This is a genomic window from Rathayibacter sp. AY1C1, assembly GCF_002932105.1.
Taxonomy (GTDB): Bacteria; Actinomycetota; Actinomycetes; order Actinomycetales; family Microbacteriaceae; genus Rathayibacter.
In genome coordinates this window covers 75,521-92,459 of the sequence record NZ_PSWH01000004.1, presented here as the reverse complement: position 1 = coordinate 92,459, position 16,939 = coordinate 75,521, and the positions used below count along the sequence as shown (strand labels likewise).

Genomic DNA, 16,939 nt, shown 5'->3' with positions numbered 1-16,939 from the left:
ACCTCCCCGTGACCGACGTCCCCCCGAGCCGCCGCGACGCCCGCGCCGCCGAGCAGGCGCAGCCGACTCCGCCCGACCCGACTCCGGAGCAGCAGCCCGCGCCGACTGAGGCGCACGATCCTCTGGGCCGCCTCTTCACCGGGCCCGACGTGCCCGAGCCCCGCGGCCGCGACGACGCGGCCGCGTTCGACCCGGACGCGCGCCCGAAGCGTCGCCGCGCGGCTCGCGCGACGGGTGGCGCGAAGAAGCGCCGCAGCCGCCGCGGGCTCATCGGCGGGCTTCTGGCCTTCGGCGTCTTCGCCGCGCTCGTCGCCATCGCGGTGACGATCTTCCTCGAGCCCGTGCGCGGCCTGTTCGCCGAGCCCGAGCCGACCGACTTCACCGGCACCGGCTCGAGCGAGGTGCTGTTCACGATCCACCAAGGCGACGGCGGCAGCGACATCGCCAACAACCTCGTCTCGGACGGGGTCATCAAGTCGTACGACCCCTTCTACGACCTGCTCCTCGCCCAGAGCCCGGAGCCCGTCTTCCAGCCCGGCGCGTACTCGCTCAAGGCCGAGATGAGCGCCAAGGCCGCACTGTCGGCGCTGCTCGACTCCGAGTCGACGCGCCTCGCGAACACCTTCGTCATCCCCGAGGGGACGGCGCTCAAGGAGGCGCTGCCGCTCATCGCGGACGGCACCGGGGTCGCGCTGACGGACCTCGAGGCGGCCGCCGCCGACTGGGGCTCGTTCGGGCTCCCGGCCGGGGCGACGAGCCTCGAGGGGTTCCTGTTCCCCGCGACCTACGACATCGACCCGTCGACGCCGGCGCACGACATCCTGAAGACGCTGGTCGACCGGATGTACCAGTCGCTCGACCAGGCCGGCGTGCCGGTGGACGACCGCTACCGCGTCGTGGTGTTCGCGTCCCTCGTGCAGCGCGAGGCCCGCGTCGCCGAGGACTTCCCGAAGGTCGCGCGCGTGTTCCAGAACCGCCTCGACCAGGGGTGGCGCCTGCAGTCGGACGCGACCGTGGCGTACGGCACCGGCGCGACCGACCGCGTCTCGACCACGGACGCCGAGCGGAACGACGCCGGCAACGTCTACAACACCTACCAGCGCGACGGCCTGCCGCCCGCGCCGATCTCGAACCCGGGCGATGTGGCGATCGACGCGGTCATGCACCCCGCGGACGGCACCTGGATGTACTTCGTCACGGTGAACCTCGAGACGGGCGAGACGGTCTACTCCACCACCGACGCCGAGCACAACGCGGCCGTCGACCAGTGGCAGGCCTGGATGCGGGACCACCCGGAGTACCAGTGACGGCCGCCGGGTACCGCCTCGCGGTCCTCGGCGCGCCGATTGCGCACTCGAAGTCGCCCGCGCTGCACGCGGCCGCCTACCGGGTGCTCGGACTCGACTGGAGCTACCGCGCCGTCGAGACGACGGAGGCGACCCTCTCCGAGGTCGTGTCCGGTGAGCCCTGGCACGGACTGTCGCTGACCATGCCGCTCAAGCACGCGGTGCGCCCGCTGCTGGCGGAGGAGGACGCGGTCGCCCGGGTCACCGGCGCGGTCAACACCGTGCTGGTCGACCGCTCCGGTCCGGCACCCCGCCTCCGCGGGTTCAACACCGACGTCGCGGGCATCGTGCGCGCCCTCGCCGAGGCGGGCGTCGTCTCGGCGGAGCGCGTCCAGGTGCTCGGCGGGGGAGCGACCGCCGCCTCCGCCCTGGCCGCCGCCGCCGAGCTCGGCGCGGCGCGGGTCGACCTCGTCCTGCGGACGGCGTCGAGGGCCGTCGAGCTCGCTCCGCTCGCGGAGTCGCTCGGCGTCCCGCTCTCGGTCCGCTCCTTCGCCGACTGGTCCACCGGAGCGCCACTGGTGATCTCGACGCTCCCCGGCGGGGCGGCGGACGGCCTCGACGTGCCCGACGCGGCGGTCGCGGGCTCGACCCTGTTCGACGTGGCGTACTCCCCGTGGCCGAGCGCGCTCGCCCGGCGCTGGGAGCAGGGCGGCTCCCCGGTCGTCTCCGGGCTCGGGATGCTGCTCCACCAGGCACTCGTGCAGGTGCGGATCTTCGTCGGCGGCGACCCGGTCCTGCCTCTCGATCGCGAGGACGAGGTGCTCGCGGCGATGCGCCGAGCCGTCTCGGCGGGTCCGGCGCACTGACCTCGTGTGCCAGAATCGGAGGATGCTCCGTTGGCTCACGGCCGGGGAATCCCACGGTCCCGAACTCGTCGCCGTCCTCGAAGGACTGCCGGCGGGCGTCCCCGTCTCCCTCGACGACATCCGCGCCGATCTGGCGCGCCGGAAGCTCGGCTACGGCCGCGGAGCCCGGATGAACTTCGAGCAGGACGAGCTGACGATCTCCTCCGGCGTCCGGCACGGAGCGACGATGGGCAGCCCCATCGCCCTGCGCATCGGCAACACGGAGTGGCCGCGCTGGGTCGACGTCATGTCGGCGGAGCCCCGTGACCCCGAGAGCCTGCCCAAGGGCCGCGGCGCCGCGCTCACACGGCCCCGCCCGGGCCACGCCGACCTCGTCGGGATGCAGAAGTACGGCTTCCCCGAGTCCCGCAACGTGCTCGAGCGCGCCTCCGCCCGCGAGACCGCGGCCCGCGTCGCCCTCGGCGCCGTCGCCCGCCGCTTCCTCGGCGAGCTCGGCGTCTCGCTCGTCAGCCACACCCTCGCCATCGGGCCGGTCCGCGTGCCCGAGGGCTCGCCGCTGCCCGGCCCGGCCGACGTCGCCGCCCTGGACGCGGATCCGCTGCGCTGCCACGATGCCGCGACCAGCGCCCTCATGGTCGCCGAGGTGGACCGCGCCCACGACGACGGCGACACCCTCGGCGGCGTGGTCGAGGTCCTCGCGTACGGTCTCCCGCCCGGACTCGGGTCCTACGTGCACTGGGACCGTCGTCTCGACTCCCAGCTCGCGGCGGCCCTGATGGGGATCCAGGCGATCAAGGGCGTCGAGGTCGGCGACGGCTTCCTCACCACCACCCGCCGCGGCTCGGAGGCGCACGACGAGCTCTTCCAGTCCGCCGCCGGAATCTCCCGGTCCAGCGACCGGGCCGGCGGCACCGAGGGCGGGATGAGCACGGGGACCGTGCTGCGGGTCCGCGCCGGCATGAAGCCGATCGCGACCGTGCCGCACGCGCTGCGCACCGTCGACGTCGCCACCGGCGAGGCAGCCGGCGCTCACCACCAGCGCTCCGACGTCTGCGCGGTGCCGGCGTCCGGTGTCGTCGCGGAGGCGATGGTCGCCCTGGTGCTCGCGAACGCCGTGCTCGAGAAGTTCGGCGGCGACAGCGTCACCGAGACCCGCCGCAACCTGCAGGGCTACCTCGCCGCCATCCCCGACGAGCTCCGCACGGCCGCCGCGAGCGACCCGGGTCTCGGGCTCGCCTGATGGCCGCGTCCTCGGCGGCCCGCTGATGGCGGGTCACGATACCGGCGCGGCCCGCGCCCGCCTCGTCCTGATCGGCCCGATGGGGGCCGGCAAGACGACGATCGGCAAGCGGGTCGCGAAGGCGCTGAGCGCCGGGTTCGTCGACTCCGACGCGGAGTTCGTGCGCACCCACGGCCCGATCGCCCCCTACTTCGACGCCCACGGCGAGCCGGCCTTCCGCCGGGAGGAGCGCCGCGTCGTCGAGCGCGCCGTCCGCCGCGACGTGGTGCTGAGCCTCGGCGGGGGAGCGGTGCTCGATCCCGCGACGCGCGCCGACCTCGCGGACGTCCCCGTCGTGCTCCTCACCACCACGGCCGAGGCCGTCCGCGACCGGCTCGGCTCCGGCTCCCGCCCGCTGGTGCGCGGCGGGGTCGGCGACTGGGTCCGCATCTTCGACGAGCGGCGCCCGGTCTACGAGTCCCTCGCGGACACCGTGGTCGACACCTCCCGGCGGCCGATCACCCTGATCGCCGCCGAGATCGCGGAGTGGGTGCGCGCGCAGCGCCCCTCCGCCACCCCTGCACCATCGGACCCGGCGGCCGCGAGCCGCCCGAGCGGAAGACAGTCATGAACGACGGCACCACCGCCATCCCCGTCGCCGGAGAGAACGGCTACGACATCCACGTCGGGCGCGGACTCCTCGACGGCCTCGCCGACGCGATCGGCCCCCGGGCCGCGAAGGTGCTCATCGTGCACCCGCCGACCCTCGCGGTCCTCGCCGCCGAGATCCGCGAGAGCCTGCTCGAGCGCTACGAGGTGCTGCTCGCCGAGGTCCCGGACGCCGAGGCCGCGAAGCGCGTGGAGGTGGCGGCCTTCTGCTGGCAGGTGATGGGGCAGTCGGACTTCACCCGCACGGACGCGGTCGTCGGCTTCGGCGGCGGCGCGATCACCGACCTGGCCGGCTTCGTCGCCGCCACCTGGCTCCGCGGGGTCGACCTGGTGCAGGTGCCGACCACCGTGCTCGGGATGGTCGACGCGGCCGTCGGGGGGAAGACCGGCATCAACACGGCCGAGGGCAAGAACCTCGTCGGCGCCTTCCACGCGCCGCGGGCGGTCGTCGCCGACCTCGACGTGCTGACCAGCCTCCCGCGCAACGAGATCCTGGCCGGCTTCGGCGAGATCGTGAAGTACGGGATGATCGCCGAGCCGCGCATCCTCGACATCATCGAGTCCGACATCGACCTGGCCACCGACCCGACGTCGGAGGAGTTCCGCAGCCTGGTCGAGCTGTCGATCGGGATCAAGGCGCGGGTCGTCGGCGAGGACTTCACCGAGAAGGGCCTGCGCGAGATCCTGAACTACGGGCACACCCTCGGGCACGCGGTCGAGCACGCCGAGCGCTACCAGTGGCGCCACGGCGCGGCCGTCTCCGTCGGGATGATGTTCGCGGCGGAGCTCTCGCGCCTGACCGGATCGCTCAGCGACGCGGTCGTGGACCGCCAGCGCCGGGTCCTCGAATCGCTGACCCTGCCGACGAGCTACCCGCTCGGACGATGGGAGACGCTCCTCGCCGCGATGCAGCGCGACAAGAAGACCCGCGCGGGGATGCTCCGCTTCGTGGTCCTCGACGACATCGCCCGCCCGAGCATCCTGCAGGGGCCGGAGACGTCGCTGCTGTTCGCGGCGTATCAGGAGATCGGATCGTAGGTCCGGCTCGGCTGAGCCCGGGCGGCGCCGTCAGCCTCCACCCAGGGCGGCCCTCCGCGCCTGGGCGTACTCGGCCTCGGTGATCGTGCCCGCCGCTCGCAGCGCCTCCAGCTCGGCGAGCCGGTCCGCCAGCGGGCGGGCGGAGCCGGGACCCTCGCGCGCGAAGCGGGCCGCGACGTCGGTCCGCAGGGTCAGCGGATCCACTCCGAGCGAGCGCGCCCGGCGCACGTTCACGACGATCAGCACCACGACGAGCACGATCACGACGGCGATGACGATCGGCACGGCGATGAACGCGATCGAGTACCAGGGCGGCACGACGGTGTCGGCGGGAACGGCGTCCCTGTGCTCCTCCTCGGGGTCGGTCCTCCACCGTCTCGCGCTCCCGCGGACCGGTGGGGCGATTCGCACGCGGCGTCCAGACTCCTCTGCCGACGGGGCCGCGTCGACTACACTCGACGGGTCAGCCGGACCGGCCGATATCGCCGCGCCCGCGTACCGGGCTCGCCGGCGCAGACTTCCACCGAAACGGATCCCCCTTCGCATGGCCTCTACCACCGACATCAAGAACGGCACCGTCCTCAGCATCGACGGCCAGCTCTGGAACGTCATCGACTTCCAGCACGTCAAGCCGGGCAAGGGCGGCGCCTTCGTCCGCACCAAGATGAAGAACGTCCTCACGGGCAAGGTCGTCGACAAGACCTTCAACGCGGGCGCCAAGATCGACACGGCCAACGTCGACCGCCGCGACTTCCAGTACCTCTACCGCGACGGCGCGGACTTCGTGTTCATGGACACCAGCGACTACGACCAGATCACCGTCCCCGAGGCGGTCGTCGGCGACGCGGCGAACTTCATGCTCGAGAACCAGAACGTGACCCTCGCCCTGCACGACGGCGACCCGCTCTACATCGACCTCCCCGCCTCGGTCGTCCTCGAGATCACGTACACGGAGCCGGGCCTCCAGGGCGACCGCTCGACCGGCGGCACCAAGCCCGCGACGGTCGAGACCGGCTACCAGATCCAGGTCCCGCTGTTCCTCGAGCAGGGCACGAAGGTCAAGGTCGACACCCGCACGGGCGACTACCTCGGCCGCGTCAGCTGAGCCGGGCCTCCCGTGAGTGCTCGCACGAAGGCGCGCAAGCGCGCCCTCGACATCCTCTACAACGCCGACGTCCGGCAGATCAGCTTCGCCCAGTCGCTGCGCGCCGAGGCCGAGCGGGCGGCGAACGAGCCGGCCCGTGAGGCCTCGTGGCTCTACGCCCGTGAGATCGTCGACGGGGTCATCGACCACGCCGACGAGATCGACGAGCTGATCGCCCGGCTCGCCCAGGGCTGGACACTCTCGCGCATGCCGCTGGTCGACCGCGCGATCCTCCGGATCGGGGTGTGGGAGATCCTGCACAACGACGCGGTGCCCGACGGCGTCGCCATCTCGGAGGCCGTCGAGGCCGCCACGTCGCTGTCGACCGACGACTCGGCGGGCTTCATCAACGGGCTCCTCGCCTCCGTCGCGGAGTCCCGCACGACGGCCTGACCCGCCCCGGAGACCTGCTCGGCCTGCCGGATCCCCGTGATCGGGCGGGCCGCGGTCGTTCCCGGGCTGCCCGTCCGGCGGGCCGCGCGACGGCCCCTATACTCGACACGGCTTTTCCTTTAACAGCCGTCCTGTGAGGCGGGGAAGGAGGTCGGTGTGACGGCACGAATCGTGCTCAACGGCGCTGACATCACGCGAGCGCTCACGCGCATCGCCCACGAGATCCTCGAGTCGAACCGCGGCCCCGAGTCGCTGGTCGTCCTCGGCATCCCGACGCGCGGCGTCGCCCTCGCGAGGCGCATCGCCGAGACGATCGCGCGGATCGAGCCGGACGGGCCCCCCGTCTTCGCCGGCTCCCTCGACGTGACGATGTACCGCGACGACCTCTCCCGGCACCCGGTCCGCACCCCCGCGCGCACCGCCGTCCCCGCGAGCATCGACGGCCGGACCGTGGTCCTCGTCGACGACGTCCTCTTCTCGGGCCGCACCATCCGCGCCGCCCTGGACGCCCTCAGCGACATCGGCCGTCCGCGAGCCGTGCGGCTGGCCGCGCTGGTCGACCGCGGACACCGCGAGCTCCCGATCCGGGCGGACTTCGTCGGCAAGAACCTGCCGAGCAGCCTGAGCGAGCGGATCAACGTCCGGCTCGTCGAGACGGACGGTGAGGACCTGGTCGCGATCGAGTCGCAGGCCACCGGCGAGGAGACGGCTCCGTGAAGCACCTGCTCTCGACCCGGGACCTCGACCGCGCGAGCGCGATCGCACTCCTCGACATCGCCGAGGACATGGCGGACGTGCAGAACCGCGAGGTCAAGAAGCTGCCGACCCTGCGCGGGAAGACCGTGGTCAATCTCTTCTTCGAGGACTCCACCCGCACGCGGATCTCGTTCGAGGCGGCGGCGAAGCGGCTCTCGGCCGACGTCATCAACTTCAGCGCGAAGGGCTCCAGCGTCTCCAAGGGCGAGAGCCTGAAGGACACCGCGCAGACGCTCGCCGCGATGGGCGCCGACGGCGTGGTCATCCGCCACAGCGCCTCCGGAGCCCCCGCGGTTCTGGCGGCGAGCGGCTGGATCGACGCGTCGATCCTCAACGCCGGCGACGGGACCCACGAGCACCCGACCCAGGCGCTCCTGGATGCGTTCACCATCCGCCGGCGCCTGCACGGCGCCTCCGCGTCCCGCGGCAAGAGCCTCGACGGCGTCGCGGTCACGATCGTGGGCGACGTCCTGCACTCGCGGGTGGCGCGCTCGAACGTCTGGCTGCTGACGGCGCTGGGCGCCGAGGTGACGCTGGTCGCACCGCCGACCCTCGTGCCGGTCGACACGCGCGACTGGCCCGCGACCATCCGCTTCGATCTGGACGAGGCGATCGACACCGGGCTCCCCGACGTCGTGATGCTCCTGCGCATCCAGCTCGAGCGGATGTCGAGCGGGTTCTTCCCCAACGGCCGGGAGTACGCGCGGATCTGGGGCCTCGACGACGAGCGGCTCGCCCGGCTGGGTCCCGATACCATCGTCATGCACCCCGGACCCATGAACAGGGGCGTCGAGATCTCCTCGGCGGCCGCCGATTCGAGCCGCTCCACGGTGCTCGAACAGGTCACGAACGGAGTGTCCGTCCGGATGGCCGCGCTCTACCTGCTGCTGTCCGGCGAACGGGAGGTCCACTGATGAGCACTGCCCAGCCGCTTCAGAGCACGGCGCCGGAGCGGATCCTGATCTCGGGAGCGACGCTCGCCGACGAGTCGACCGCCGACCTGCTGATCGATGGGGGCGTGATCGTCGAGATCGGCGCCGACCTCGACTCGCGCGGGGCCCGCGTGATCGACGCCGACGGCCTGCTGGCGCTGCCCGGCCTGGTCGACCTGCACACGCACCTGCGCGAGCCGGGGTTCGAGCAGAGCGAGACGATCCTCACCGGCACGCGAGCTGCGGCCGCCGGAGGCTTCACCGCCGTCTTCGCGATGGCGAACACCTCGCCGGTGCAGGACACCGCGGGCGTGGTCGAGCAGGTGCAGAGCCTGGGCGAGGACGCCGGCTACGCGACGGTCCGCCCGATCGGCGCGGTGACCGTGGGTCTGGCGGGGGAGTCGCTCGCCGAGCTCGGCGCGATGGCCCGCAGCCGCGCGGCCGTGCGGGTCTTCTCGGACGACGGGAAGTGCGTCTCGGACGCGCTGCTGATGCGCCGCGCTCTCGAGTACGTCAAGGCGTTCGACGGAGTCGTCGCCCAGCACGCGCAGGAGCCGCGGCTCACCGTCGGCGCGCAGATGAACGAGGGCGCCGTCTCCAGCGCCCTCGGCCTGCAGGGCTGGCCCGCCGTGGCCGAGGAGGCGATCATCGCCCGCGACGTGCTCCTCGCCGAGCACGTGGGCTCCCGCCTGCACGTCTGCCACGTCTCGACCGCGGGCTCGGTCGACGTCATCCGCTGGGCGAAGGCCCGGGGGATCGACGTGACCGCCGAGGTCACCCCCCACCACCTGCTCCTCACCGAGCAGGCCGTCGCCGGCCAGGACGGGCCGAGCTACGACGCCCGCTTCAAGGTGAACCCGCCGCTGCGCCGCGACGAGGACGTGCTCGCCCTCCGCGAGGCCCTCGCCGACGGCACCATCGACATCGTCGCCACCGACCACGCGCCGCACCCGGTCGAGGCGAAGGACTGCGAGTGGGACGCCGCGGCGTTCGGCATGGTCGGCCTCGAGAGCGCGCTGAGCGTGGTGCACGCCGCCGTCGTCGAGGACGGGCGGATGAGCTGGTCCGACGTCGCGCGCGTGCTCTCCTCCGCCCCCGCCCGCATCGGCCGGCTCGACGGCTACGACCGCGGCCTCGCCGTCGGGGCCGCCGCGAACGTCGTGCTCTACGACCCGGAGGCGCGACGCCGCTTCTCCGTCGAGGACCTGCGCGGCCGCAGCGGCAACTCCCCGTACCTCGGTCGCGAGCTGCCGGGCCGCGTCGTCGCCACCCTCCACCGGGGCTTCCCGACCGTGCTGGACGGCGAGCTCGTCGACGCGGCGGTCGTCGCCGCCTCCGCGAAGGCCTCCCGTGGATAGGGCCGCGATCACGATCGTCATCGCCGCGGTCGTCGTCCTCGTCTTCGTCGGCATGCTGCTCTCCTGGCGCGCGCGGCGCCGCCGCTCGGCCGCCCTCGCGCCGGAGCCCGTGCCCGCGTCCTCGCTGGGCGCCGAGGTCGAGCGCGTCGACCTCCCGTACGTGGCCACGACCCGCTTCGAGCAGCCGCTCGAGCGCGTCGTGCTGCCGGGGCTCGGCTTCCGCGGCAACGCTGTGCTGCGCCTCCACGAGCGCGGCGTCGTGATCGCCCCCGTCGGCGAGCGCGAGACGGTGATCCCGGCCTCCCTCCTGCGCGGAGCGGGCCAGGGCAGCTACGTGATCGACCGCGTCGTCGAGGAGGGCGGCCTGCTCGTGATCTCCTGGTCGCCCCGCGGCGACGAGACCGTCGACAGCTACCTCCGCGTGGCCGAGCCCGCCCTCCGGGCGCACCTGGTCGCCGAGCTGCAGCGCCTCGCCGGCCCCCGTTCCTCCCCCTCCCACCCCGGAGCCGCCGACGGCGGCCCCGACACGACCCAGAAGGGCTCCTAGTCCGTGCCAACGACACGCCTCAGCACCGAACCCACCGCCGTCCTCGTCCTCGAGGACGGACGACGATTCCGGGGACAGGCCTACGGCGCCCGAGGCCGCACCCTGGGCGAGATCGTCTTCGCCACCGGCATGACCGGCTACCAGGAGACGCTGACCGACCCGAGCTACGCCGGCCAGATCGTCGTGCAGACCGCGCCCCACATCGGCAACACCGGGACCAACGACGAGGACAAGGAGTCGCGCCGCATCTGGGTCGCCGGCTACGTCGTCCGCGACCCCTCCCGCGTCGTCTCCAACTTCCGCGCGCAGCGCTCCCTCGGCGACGACCTGGAGACCGACGGCATCGTCGGGATCTCCGGCGTCGACACCCGGGCGATCACCCGCCACATCCGCTCGGCCGGCTCGATGCGCGCCGGCGTGTTCTCCGGCGAGGACCTCGCCCTCCCCGAGGAGGAGCAGCTCGCGCTGGTCCTCGGCGGCCGGCAGATGCAGGGGCTCAACCTCTCCTCCTCGGTCTCGACCGACGAGCAGTACACGGTGCCTGCCCGCGGCGAGCGCGTCGGCTCGGTCGCGGTCATCGACCTGGGGGTGAAGACCTCGACGGTCAACTACCTCGCGGAGCGCGGCTTCGACGTCCACGTGCTGCCCGAGTCGGTGACCGCCGAGCAGGTGCTCGCGCTCGACCCGTCCGCGCTCTTCTTCTCCAACGGCCCCGGCGACCCCGAGGCCTCGGACCGCCACGTCGAGCTGCTGCGCACCACCCTGCGCGCCGACCTGCCGTTCTTCGGCATCTGCTTCGGCAACCAGCTGCTGGGGCGCGCTCTCGGCTTCGGCACCTACAAGCTCCCGTTCGGCCACCGCGGGATCAACCAGCCCGTGCTCGACAAGCTCACCGGCCGCGTGGAGATCACCTCGCAGAACCACGGGTTCGCCGTGGACGCGCCGATCGAGGGCGAGCTGGACTCGCCCGAGGGCTTCGGCCGCGTCGAGGTCAGCCACTACTCCCTCAACGACTCGGTCGTGGAGGGCCTGCGCTGCCTCGACATCCCCGCCTTCTCGGTGCAGTACCACCCGGAGGCGGCGGCCGGCCCGCACGACTCCAACCACCTCTTCGACCGCTTCCGCGAGATGGTCGTGCAGCGCACGGCCGGGCGCGGGGCCTCGGAGCCCACCGACATCCCCACGATCAGCAGCATCGGAGAGCAGAAGTAATGCCGCGCAGGGAAGACATCCAGAGCGTCCTGGTCATCGGCTCCGGCCCGATCGTCATCGGACAGGCCGTCGAGTTCGACTACTCCGGCACCCAGGCCTGCCGCGTGCTGCGCGCCGAGGGGGTGCGCGTGATCCTCGTCAACTCCAACCCGGCGACGATCATGACCGATCCCGACTTCGCCGACGCCACCTACGTGGAGCCGATCACGCCCAAGGCGATCGAGGCGATCATCGCCAAGGAGAAGCCGGACGCCATCCTGCCGACCCTCGGCGGGCAGACGGCCCTGAACGCGGCCATCCAGCTGCACGACCTCGGGATCCTCGAGAAGTACGGCGTCGAGCTCATCGGCGCGAGCTTCGAGGCGATCAACCGCGGCGAGGACCGCCAGATCTTCAAGCAGCTGGTGCTGGACGCGGGCGCCGACGTCGCGAAGTCCTACATCGCGCACACCGTCGACGAGGCGATCGAGTACGCCGAGGACCTGGGCTACCCCCTCGTCATCCGCCCGTCGTTCACCATGGGCGGCCTGGGCTCCGGCTTCGCCTACACCCGCGAGGAGCTGGTGCGGATGGTCGGCGACGGCCTGCACCAGAGCCCCACCACCGAGGTGCTCCTGGAGGAGTCGATCCTCGGCTGGAAGGAGTACGAGCTCGAGCTCATGCGCGACACGGCCGACAACACGGTCGTCGTCTGCTCGATCGAGAACGTCGACCCCGTCGGCGTGCACACGGGCGACTCGATCACCGTCGCACCGGCGCTGACCCTCACCGACCGCGAGTACCAGAAGCTGCGCGACATCGGCATCCGGATCATCCGCGACGTGGGCGTGGACACCGGCGGCTGCAACATCCAGTTCGCGATCGACCCGGCGGACGGCCGGATCATCGTGATCGAGATGAACCCGCGCGTCTCCCGCTCCTCCGCCCTCGCCTCCAAGGCGACCGGCTTCCCGATCGCCAAGATCGCCGCGAAGCTCGCCATCGGCTACCGCCTGGACGAGATCCCGAACGACATCACCAAGGTGACGCCGGCGAGCTTCGAGCCGACGCTGGACTACGTGGTCGTGAAGGTCCCGCGGTTCGCGTTCGAGAAGTTCCCGGCCGCCGACAAGACGCTGACCACGACCATGAAGTCGGTGGGCGAGGCGATGGCGATCGGCCGCAACTACGCGCAGGCGCTGCAGAAGGCGCTCCGCTCGCTCGAGAAGCGCGGCTCGTCGTTCCACTGGGGCGCGCAGGAGCGCTCGGTCGAGGAGCTCCTCGAGATCGCGAGGACCCCGACCGACGGCCGCATCGTCACCGTGCAGCAGGCGCTGCGCCTGGGAGCCACGGTCGAGCAAGCGTTCGAGTCCACGAAGATCGACCCCTGGTTCCTCGACCAGATCGTGCTGATCAACGAGATCGCCGACCTGGTGCGCGAGCACGACGGCCTCGACGCCGGACTCCTCCGCCTGGCGAAGGACCACGGCTTCTCGGACGCGCAGATCGCCGAGCTCCGCGGGCTCGACGAGGCGGAGGTCCGCCGCACCCGCTACGCGCTGGACGTGCGCCCGGTCTACAAGACCGTCGACACCTGCGCGGGCGAGTTCCCGGCGCTCACGCCGTACCACTACTCCTCGTACGACGAGGAGACGGAGGTCGTCGCCGCCGACCGCCGCAAGGTCGTCATCCTGGGCTCCGGCCCCAACCGCATCGGCCAGGGGGTCGAGTTCGACTACTCCTGCGTGCACGCCTCGTTCGCGCTCTCGGACGCGGGCTTCGAGACGATCATGATCAACTGCAACCCCGAGACGGTCTCGACCGACTACGACACCTCGGACCGCCTCTACTTCGAGCCGCTGACTCTCGAGGACGTGCTCGAGGTCATCCACGCGGAGTCGCAGTCCGGCGAGCTCGTCGGCGTCGTCGTGCAGCTGGGCGGCCAGACGGCGCTCGGGCTCGCCGCGGGCCTCGAGGCGGCCGGCGTGCCCATCCTCGGCACCACCCCCGCGAACATCGACCTCGCGGAGGAGCGCGGCGCGTTCTCGCGGATCCTCGACGAGGCGGGGCTTCTCGCTCCGCGCAACGGCACCGCGACCGACCTCGACGGCGCCCGTGAGGTCGCGGTGGAGATCGGCTACCCGGTCCTCGTCCGTCCGTCGTTCGTCCTCGGCGGGCGCGGCATGGAGATCGTCTACGGCACGCCCCAGCTCGAGGACTACTTCGAGCGGATGGCCGGCGAGGGGATCATCGACGAGGCGCACCCGCTGCTGGTGGACCGCTTCCTCGACGACGCGATCGAGATCGACGTCGACGCGCTCTTCGACGGCGAGCAGCTCTACATCGGAGGAGTGATGGAGCACATCGAGGAGGCCGGCATCCACTCCGGCGACTCGGCGTGCACGCTCCCGCCGGTGACGCTCGGCCGCCGCCAGATCGACCAGGTGCGGGAGGCGACCCTCGCGATCGCGCAGGGCGTCGGCGTCCGAGGACTGCTGAACGTCCAGTTCGCGATCGGCCAGGGCGTGCTCTACGTGCTCGAGGCGAACCCCCGGGCCTCGCGCACCGTGCCGTTCGTGTCGAAGGCGCTGGGCATCCCGCTCGCGAAGGCCGCGTCGCGCCTGATGGTGGGCGAGACCATCGCCGCGCTGAAGGCCGAGGGCCTGCTGCCCGAGCGCGACGGCTCCGACGTCCCGATGGACTCTCCCATCGCGGTGAAGGAGGCGGTCCTGCCGTTCAAGCGCTTCCGCACCAAGGAGGGCCAGATCGTCGACTCGCTGCTCGGGCCCGAGATGCGCTCCACTGGCGAGGTCATGGGGATCGACCGCGACTTCCCGCGCGCCTTCGCGAAGAGCCAGGACGCCGCGTACGGCGGCATGCCGGCGAGCGGGACCGTCTTCATCTCGGTCGCCGACCGCGACAAGCGCTCGATCGTCCTGCCCGCGCTGCGCCTGCGTCAGCTCGGCTTCGACATCCTCGCGACCGAGGGCACGGCCGAGGTGCTGAACCGCAACGGGATCCAGGCCCGCGTGGTCCGCAAGTACAGCGAGACCGCCGAGGGCGACGCGCCCTCCATCGTCGAGCTGATCGCCCGCGACGAGGTCGACGTGGTGATCAACACGCCCAGCGGAGGAGCGACCCGCGCCGACGGCTACGAGATCCGCGCCGCCGCGGTCGCCGCGGACAAGCCGCTGTTCACCACGATCGCCCAGCTCGCGGCGGCGGTCGCCTCGCTCGACGCGGCGAACGAGCCCTTCGAGGTGACGAGCCTGCAGGACTACGCCCTGCGCCGCGCGGAGCGCACCGCGTGAGCGGCGGCGCGGCGGGCACCGCCTCCTTCGGCTCGCGCCTCGAGGCGGCGTTCGCCGCGCACGGCCGGCTCTGCGTCGGGATCGACCCGCACGCGTACCTGCTCGACGCGTGGGGCCTCGCCGACGACGCGGCCGGGCTCGAGAGCTTCGGCCGAACGGTCGTCGAGGCGGCGGCCGGCCGTGCGGGCGTGGTGAAGCCGCAGATCGCGTTCTTCGAGCGGCACGGCTCGGCGGGCTACGCCGCGCTCGAGCGCGTGCTCGCCGACGCCCGCGAGGCCGGACTGCTGGTGATCGCCGACGTCAAGCGCGGCGACATCGGCACGAGCGTCACCGCCTACGCCGAGGCGTGGCTCCGGCCCGGCTCGCCGCTCGAGGCGGACGCCATGACCGCGGCGGCCTACCAGGGGCTCGGCTCCCTCGAGGGGATGCTGACCCTCGCCGAGGAGGCGGGCAAGGGCGTGTTCGTCCTCGCAGCCACCTCCAACCCCGAGGCCCGCCCCGTGCAGCGCGCCCTCGTGCAGGACGGCGGCCGGGCGGGATCCACCGTGGCACGCGCGGTCGTGGCGGACGTGGCATCCTGGAACGACGCTCACGCTCGCGCGTCGATCGGCTCGGTCGGCGTGGTGCTCGGCGCCACTGTCGCCCTGGGCGACTTCGGCATCGGCATCGACGAGCCGCTGCACCCCGCACTTCCGGTGCTCGCGCCCGGCTTCGGCCACCAGGGCGCAGCCGTCGCGGACGCGCCGCGGCTGTTCGGCGCGCTGAGCGCCGCCACCATCGTCAGCGAGTCGCGCAGCGTGCTCGGCGCCGGCCCCTCGGGGATCGCGGCCGAGATCACCCGCCGCGCGACCGACATCCAGGAGACCCTTGTCCGCTGAAACCGTCAGCCCCGATCCCGGCGCCTCCTCGCGCCCGGAGGCCGTGCGCCGTCCCTCGCCGCCTGAGGTCGACCGGCGCGCCGCCTCCGAGGCCGCGATCGCGGCGCGCCGTGCCCGCGCCGCCGTCAAGAAGGCCGTCGCCGCCGGACGCCGCCCCGCGACCGCCGTGCTCGCGGCGGCCCAGGCCGAGCCGCTCGGAGTCGAGGGGCGGATGCGCGTCAGCGAGCTGCTCCGCGCCGTGCCCGCACTCGGCGTGGTGAAGACGCCCCGGGTGATGGACCAGCTGCGGATCGCCGAGTCGAAGCGCCTCGGCGGGCTCGGCCGGCGCCAGGTCGAGGGCCTGGCGTCGTTCCTCGAGGAGCGGGAGTCGCGGCAGCGCCGCCCCGGCCGCAACCGCCTGCTCGTCCTCGCCGGTCCGACCGCGGTCGGCAAGGGCACCGTGTCGACCTACATCCGCGAGAACTACCCGGACGTCCTGCTCTCGGTCTCGGCCACCACCCGGGCCCCGCGTCCGGGCGAGGTGGACGGCGTCAGCTACTACTTCGTCGACGACGCCGAGTTCGACCGGATGGTCGCGGCGGGGGAGTTCCTCGAGTACGCCGTCGTCCACAACGCGCACCGCTACGGGACGCCCCGCGGCCCCATCGACGCCGCGCTGGAGCAGGGCCGGCAGGTGATGCTCGAGATCGACATCCAGGGTGCCCGCCAGGTGCGCGAGCGGATGCCGGACGCGCGGCTGGTCTTCCTCCTGCCGCCGACCTGGGACGAGCTGGTCCGCCGGCTGGTCGGCCGCGGCACCGAGAGCGCGGAGGAGCAGGAGCGCCGCCTGGCCACCGCGAAGGTGGAGCTGGCCGCGCAGGACGAGTTCGATTTCGCCGTCGTCAACAGCACCGTGCCCGAAGCGGCCCGCGAGGTCGTAGAATTGATGTCGCCTCGTGCCGACGGCGCGCCCGCTGACCCGGGCCGCTGACACCGGGCCACCGACCACCTCCGGGCCGACGCCCCGGGTCCCACCGGGCACACGCCCCTCGGAGCCCGCGCGCCGTGTTGCTCCGGAGCCGCAGATCGGCGCTGATGCGCCTGCAAGGAGACACCCATGGCCAACAACCTCGGCATCATCGACCCGCCCATCGACGAGCTCCTCTCGAAGGTCGACTCCAAGTACGCGCTGGTGATCTTCGCCTCCAAGCGCGCCCGCCAGATCAACGACTACTACGCCGACCTCCACGAGGGCAGCCTGTTCGACAACGTCGGCCCGCTGGTCGACTCCACCATCGACGACAAGCCCCTCTCGGTCGCACTGCACGAGATCAACGAGGACAAGCTCGTCGCCAAGCCCCTCGCCGAGTAG

General features: G+C 72.6%; 17 protein-coding genes. 16 read left to right on the top strand and 1 reads right to left on the bottom strand.

Annotated elements, in window-relative coordinates; all coding sequences use genetic code 11:
- The first annotated feature begins 8 nt into the window (after positions 1–8).
- From mltG to aroB, 5 genes are read left to right on the top strand one after another with little or no spacing between them, the layout of a single operon-like run.
- Positions 9–1,307: an endolytic transglycosylase MltG gene (gene mltG / locus C5C71_RS03320; protein WP_104313171.1), complete on the top strand. Its 1,299-nt coding sequence runs from the start codon at positions 9–11 to the stop codon at positions 1,305–1,307.
- A complete protein-coding gene (locus C5C71_RS03315) occupies positions 1,304–2,152 on the top strand; it encodes a shikimate dehydrogenase (RefSeq protein WP_258059240.1) in 849 nt (282 codons plus the stop codon). The genes mltG and C5C71_RS03315 overlap by 4 nt, the downstream gene beginning before the upstream one ends.
- A 22-nt stretch (positions 2,153–2,174) precedes the next feature.
- On the top strand, positions 2,175–3,392 hold the full coding sequence (aroC, locus tag C5C71_RS03310; RefSeq protein ID WP_104246778.1) for a chorismate synthase: 1,218 nt from the start codon (positions 2,175–2,177) through the stop codon (positions 3,390–3,392).
- 25 nt (positions 3,393–3,417) lie between these two features.
- Positions 3,418–4,002, top strand: coding sequence for a shikimate kinase (locus tag C5C71_RS03305; RefSeq protein WP_104327533.1), 585 nt, complete (start codon positions 3,418–3,420; stop codon positions 4,000–4,002).
- Positions 3,999–5,078 carry a 3-dehydroquinate synthase gene (gene aroB, locus C5C71_RS03300; protein ID WP_104225324.1) on the top strand — a complete coding sequence of 360 codons (1,080 nt, stop codon included), beginning with the start codon at positions 3,999–4,001 and terminating at the stop codon, positions 5,076–5,078. The genes C5C71_RS03305 and aroB overlap by 4 nt, the downstream gene beginning before the upstream one ends.
- Positions 5,079–5,108: 30 nt before the next feature.
- On the opposite strand, the gene C5C71_RS03295 is transcribed toward aroB, so the two are convergent.
- Entirely contained in the window at positions 5,109–5,489 is a 381-nt protein-coding gene (locus C5C71_RS03295) for an SHOCT domain-containing protein (protein ID WP_146084415.1), read from the bottom strand.
- Positions 5,490–5,622: 133 nt separating this feature from the next.
- On the opposite strand from C5C71_RS03295, the gene efp reads away from it, so the two are divergent.
- The 11 genes from efp (at position 5,623) to rpoZ (ending at position 16,939) form a co-directional block, all read left to right on the top strand.
- Complete coding sequence (gene efp / locus C5C71_RS03290; RefSeq protein ID WP_068210208.1) at positions 5,623–6,183, top strand: elongation factor P; 561 nt, start codon at positions 5,623–5,625, stop codon at positions 6,181–6,183.
- A 12-nt stretch (positions 6,184–6,195) separates the two neighbouring features.
- Positions 6,196–6,615, top strand: coding sequence for a transcription antitermination factor NusB (gene nusB, locus C5C71_RS03285; RefSeq protein ID WP_104224751.1), 420 nt, complete (start codon positions 6,196–6,198; stop codon positions 6,613–6,615).
- Between the two features lie 156 nt (positions 6,616–6,771).
- The gene (gene pyrR / locus C5C71_RS03280; protein WP_104224750.1) at positions 6,772–7,332 is read left to right on the top strand and encodes a bifunctional pyr operon transcriptional regulator/uracil phosphoribosyltransferase PyrR; all 561 of its coding nucleotides are present in this window, start codon (positions 6,772–6,774) and stop codon (positions 7,330–7,332) included.
- Positions 7,329–8,285: an aspartate carbamoyltransferase catalytic subunit gene (locus tag C5C71_RS03275; RefSeq protein WP_104224749.1), complete on the top strand. Its 957-nt coding sequence runs from the start codon at positions 7,329–7,331 to the stop codon at positions 8,283–8,285. Before pyrR ends, C5C71_RS03275 begins: the two co-directional genes overlap by 4 nt.
- On the top strand, positions 8,285–9,661 hold the full coding sequence (locus C5C71_RS03270; RefSeq protein WP_104224748.1) for a dihydroorotase: 1,377 nt from the start codon (positions 8,285–8,287) through the stop codon (positions 9,659–9,661). The genes C5C71_RS03275 and C5C71_RS03270 overlap by 1 nt, the downstream gene beginning before the upstream one ends.
- Positions 9,654–10,208 (top strand): hypothetical protein, encoded by a 555-nt coding sequence (locus C5C71_RS03265; RefSeq protein WP_104255383.1) that lies wholly within the window; start codon positions 9,654–9,656, stop codon positions 10,206–10,208. The genes C5C71_RS03270 and C5C71_RS03265 overlap by 8 nt, the downstream gene beginning before the upstream one ends.
- Positions 10,209–10,211: 3 nt before the next feature.
- Complete coding sequence (carA, locus tag C5C71_RS03260; protein ID WP_104337141.1) at positions 10,212–11,420, top strand: glutamine-hydrolyzing carbamoyl-phosphate synthase small subunit; 1,209 nt, start codon at positions 10,212–10,214, stop codon at positions 11,418–11,420.
- Positions 11,420–14,710 (top strand): carbamoyl-phosphate synthase large subunit, encoded by a 3,291-nt coding sequence (carB, locus tag C5C71_RS03255; protein WP_104221829.1) that lies wholly within the window; start codon positions 11,420–11,422, stop codon positions 14,708–14,710. Before carA ends, carB begins: the two co-directional genes overlap by 1 nt.
- Positions 14,707–15,588: an orotidine-5'-phosphate decarboxylase gene (gene pyrF, locus C5C71_RS03250; protein WP_104337140.1), complete on the top strand. Its 882-nt coding sequence runs from the start codon at positions 14,707–14,709 to the stop codon at positions 15,586–15,588. The genes carB and pyrF overlap by 4 nt, the downstream gene beginning before the upstream one ends.
- Before the next feature lie 43 nt (positions 15,589–15,631).
- Positions 15,632–16,558: a guanylate kinase gene (gene gmk, locus C5C71_RS03245; protein WP_104348685.1), complete on the top strand. Its 927-nt coding sequence runs from the start codon at positions 15,632–15,634 to the stop codon at positions 16,556–16,558.
- A 126-nt stretch (positions 16,559–16,684) separates the two neighbouring features.
- Positions 16,685–16,939, top strand: coding sequence for a DNA-directed RNA polymerase subunit omega (gene rpoZ / locus C5C71_RS03240; RefSeq protein WP_104221835.1), 255 nt, complete (start codon positions 16,685–16,687; stop codon positions 16,937–16,939).

Coding starts and splice junctions, on each gene's coding strand:
- C5C71_RS03270 (WP_104224748.1), top strand. CDS start 8,285: ATGAGCACTGCCCAGCCGCTTCAGAGCACGGCGCCGGAGCGGATCCTG.
- aroB (WP_104225324.1), top strand. CDS start 3,999: ATGAACGACGGCACCACCGCCATCCCCGTCGCCGGAGAGAACGGCTAC.
- efp (WP_068210208.1), top strand. CDS start 5,623: ATGGCCTCTACCACCGACATCAAGAACGGCACCGTCCTCAGCATCGAC.
- carB (WP_104221829.1), top strand. CDS start 11,420: ATGCCGCGCAGGGAAGACATCCAGAGCGTCCTGGTCATCGGCTCCGGC.
- rpoZ (WP_104221835.1), top strand. CDS start 16,685: ATGGCCAACAACCTCGGCATCATCGACCCGCCCATCGACGAGCTCCTC.
- C5C71_RS03305 (WP_104327533.1), top strand. CDS start 3,418: ATGGCGGGTCACGATACCGGCGCGGCCCGCGCCCGCCTCGTCCTGATC.
- aroC (WP_104246778.1), top strand. CDS start 2,175: ATGCTCCGTTGGCTCACGGCCGGGGAATCCCACGGTCCCGAACTCGTC.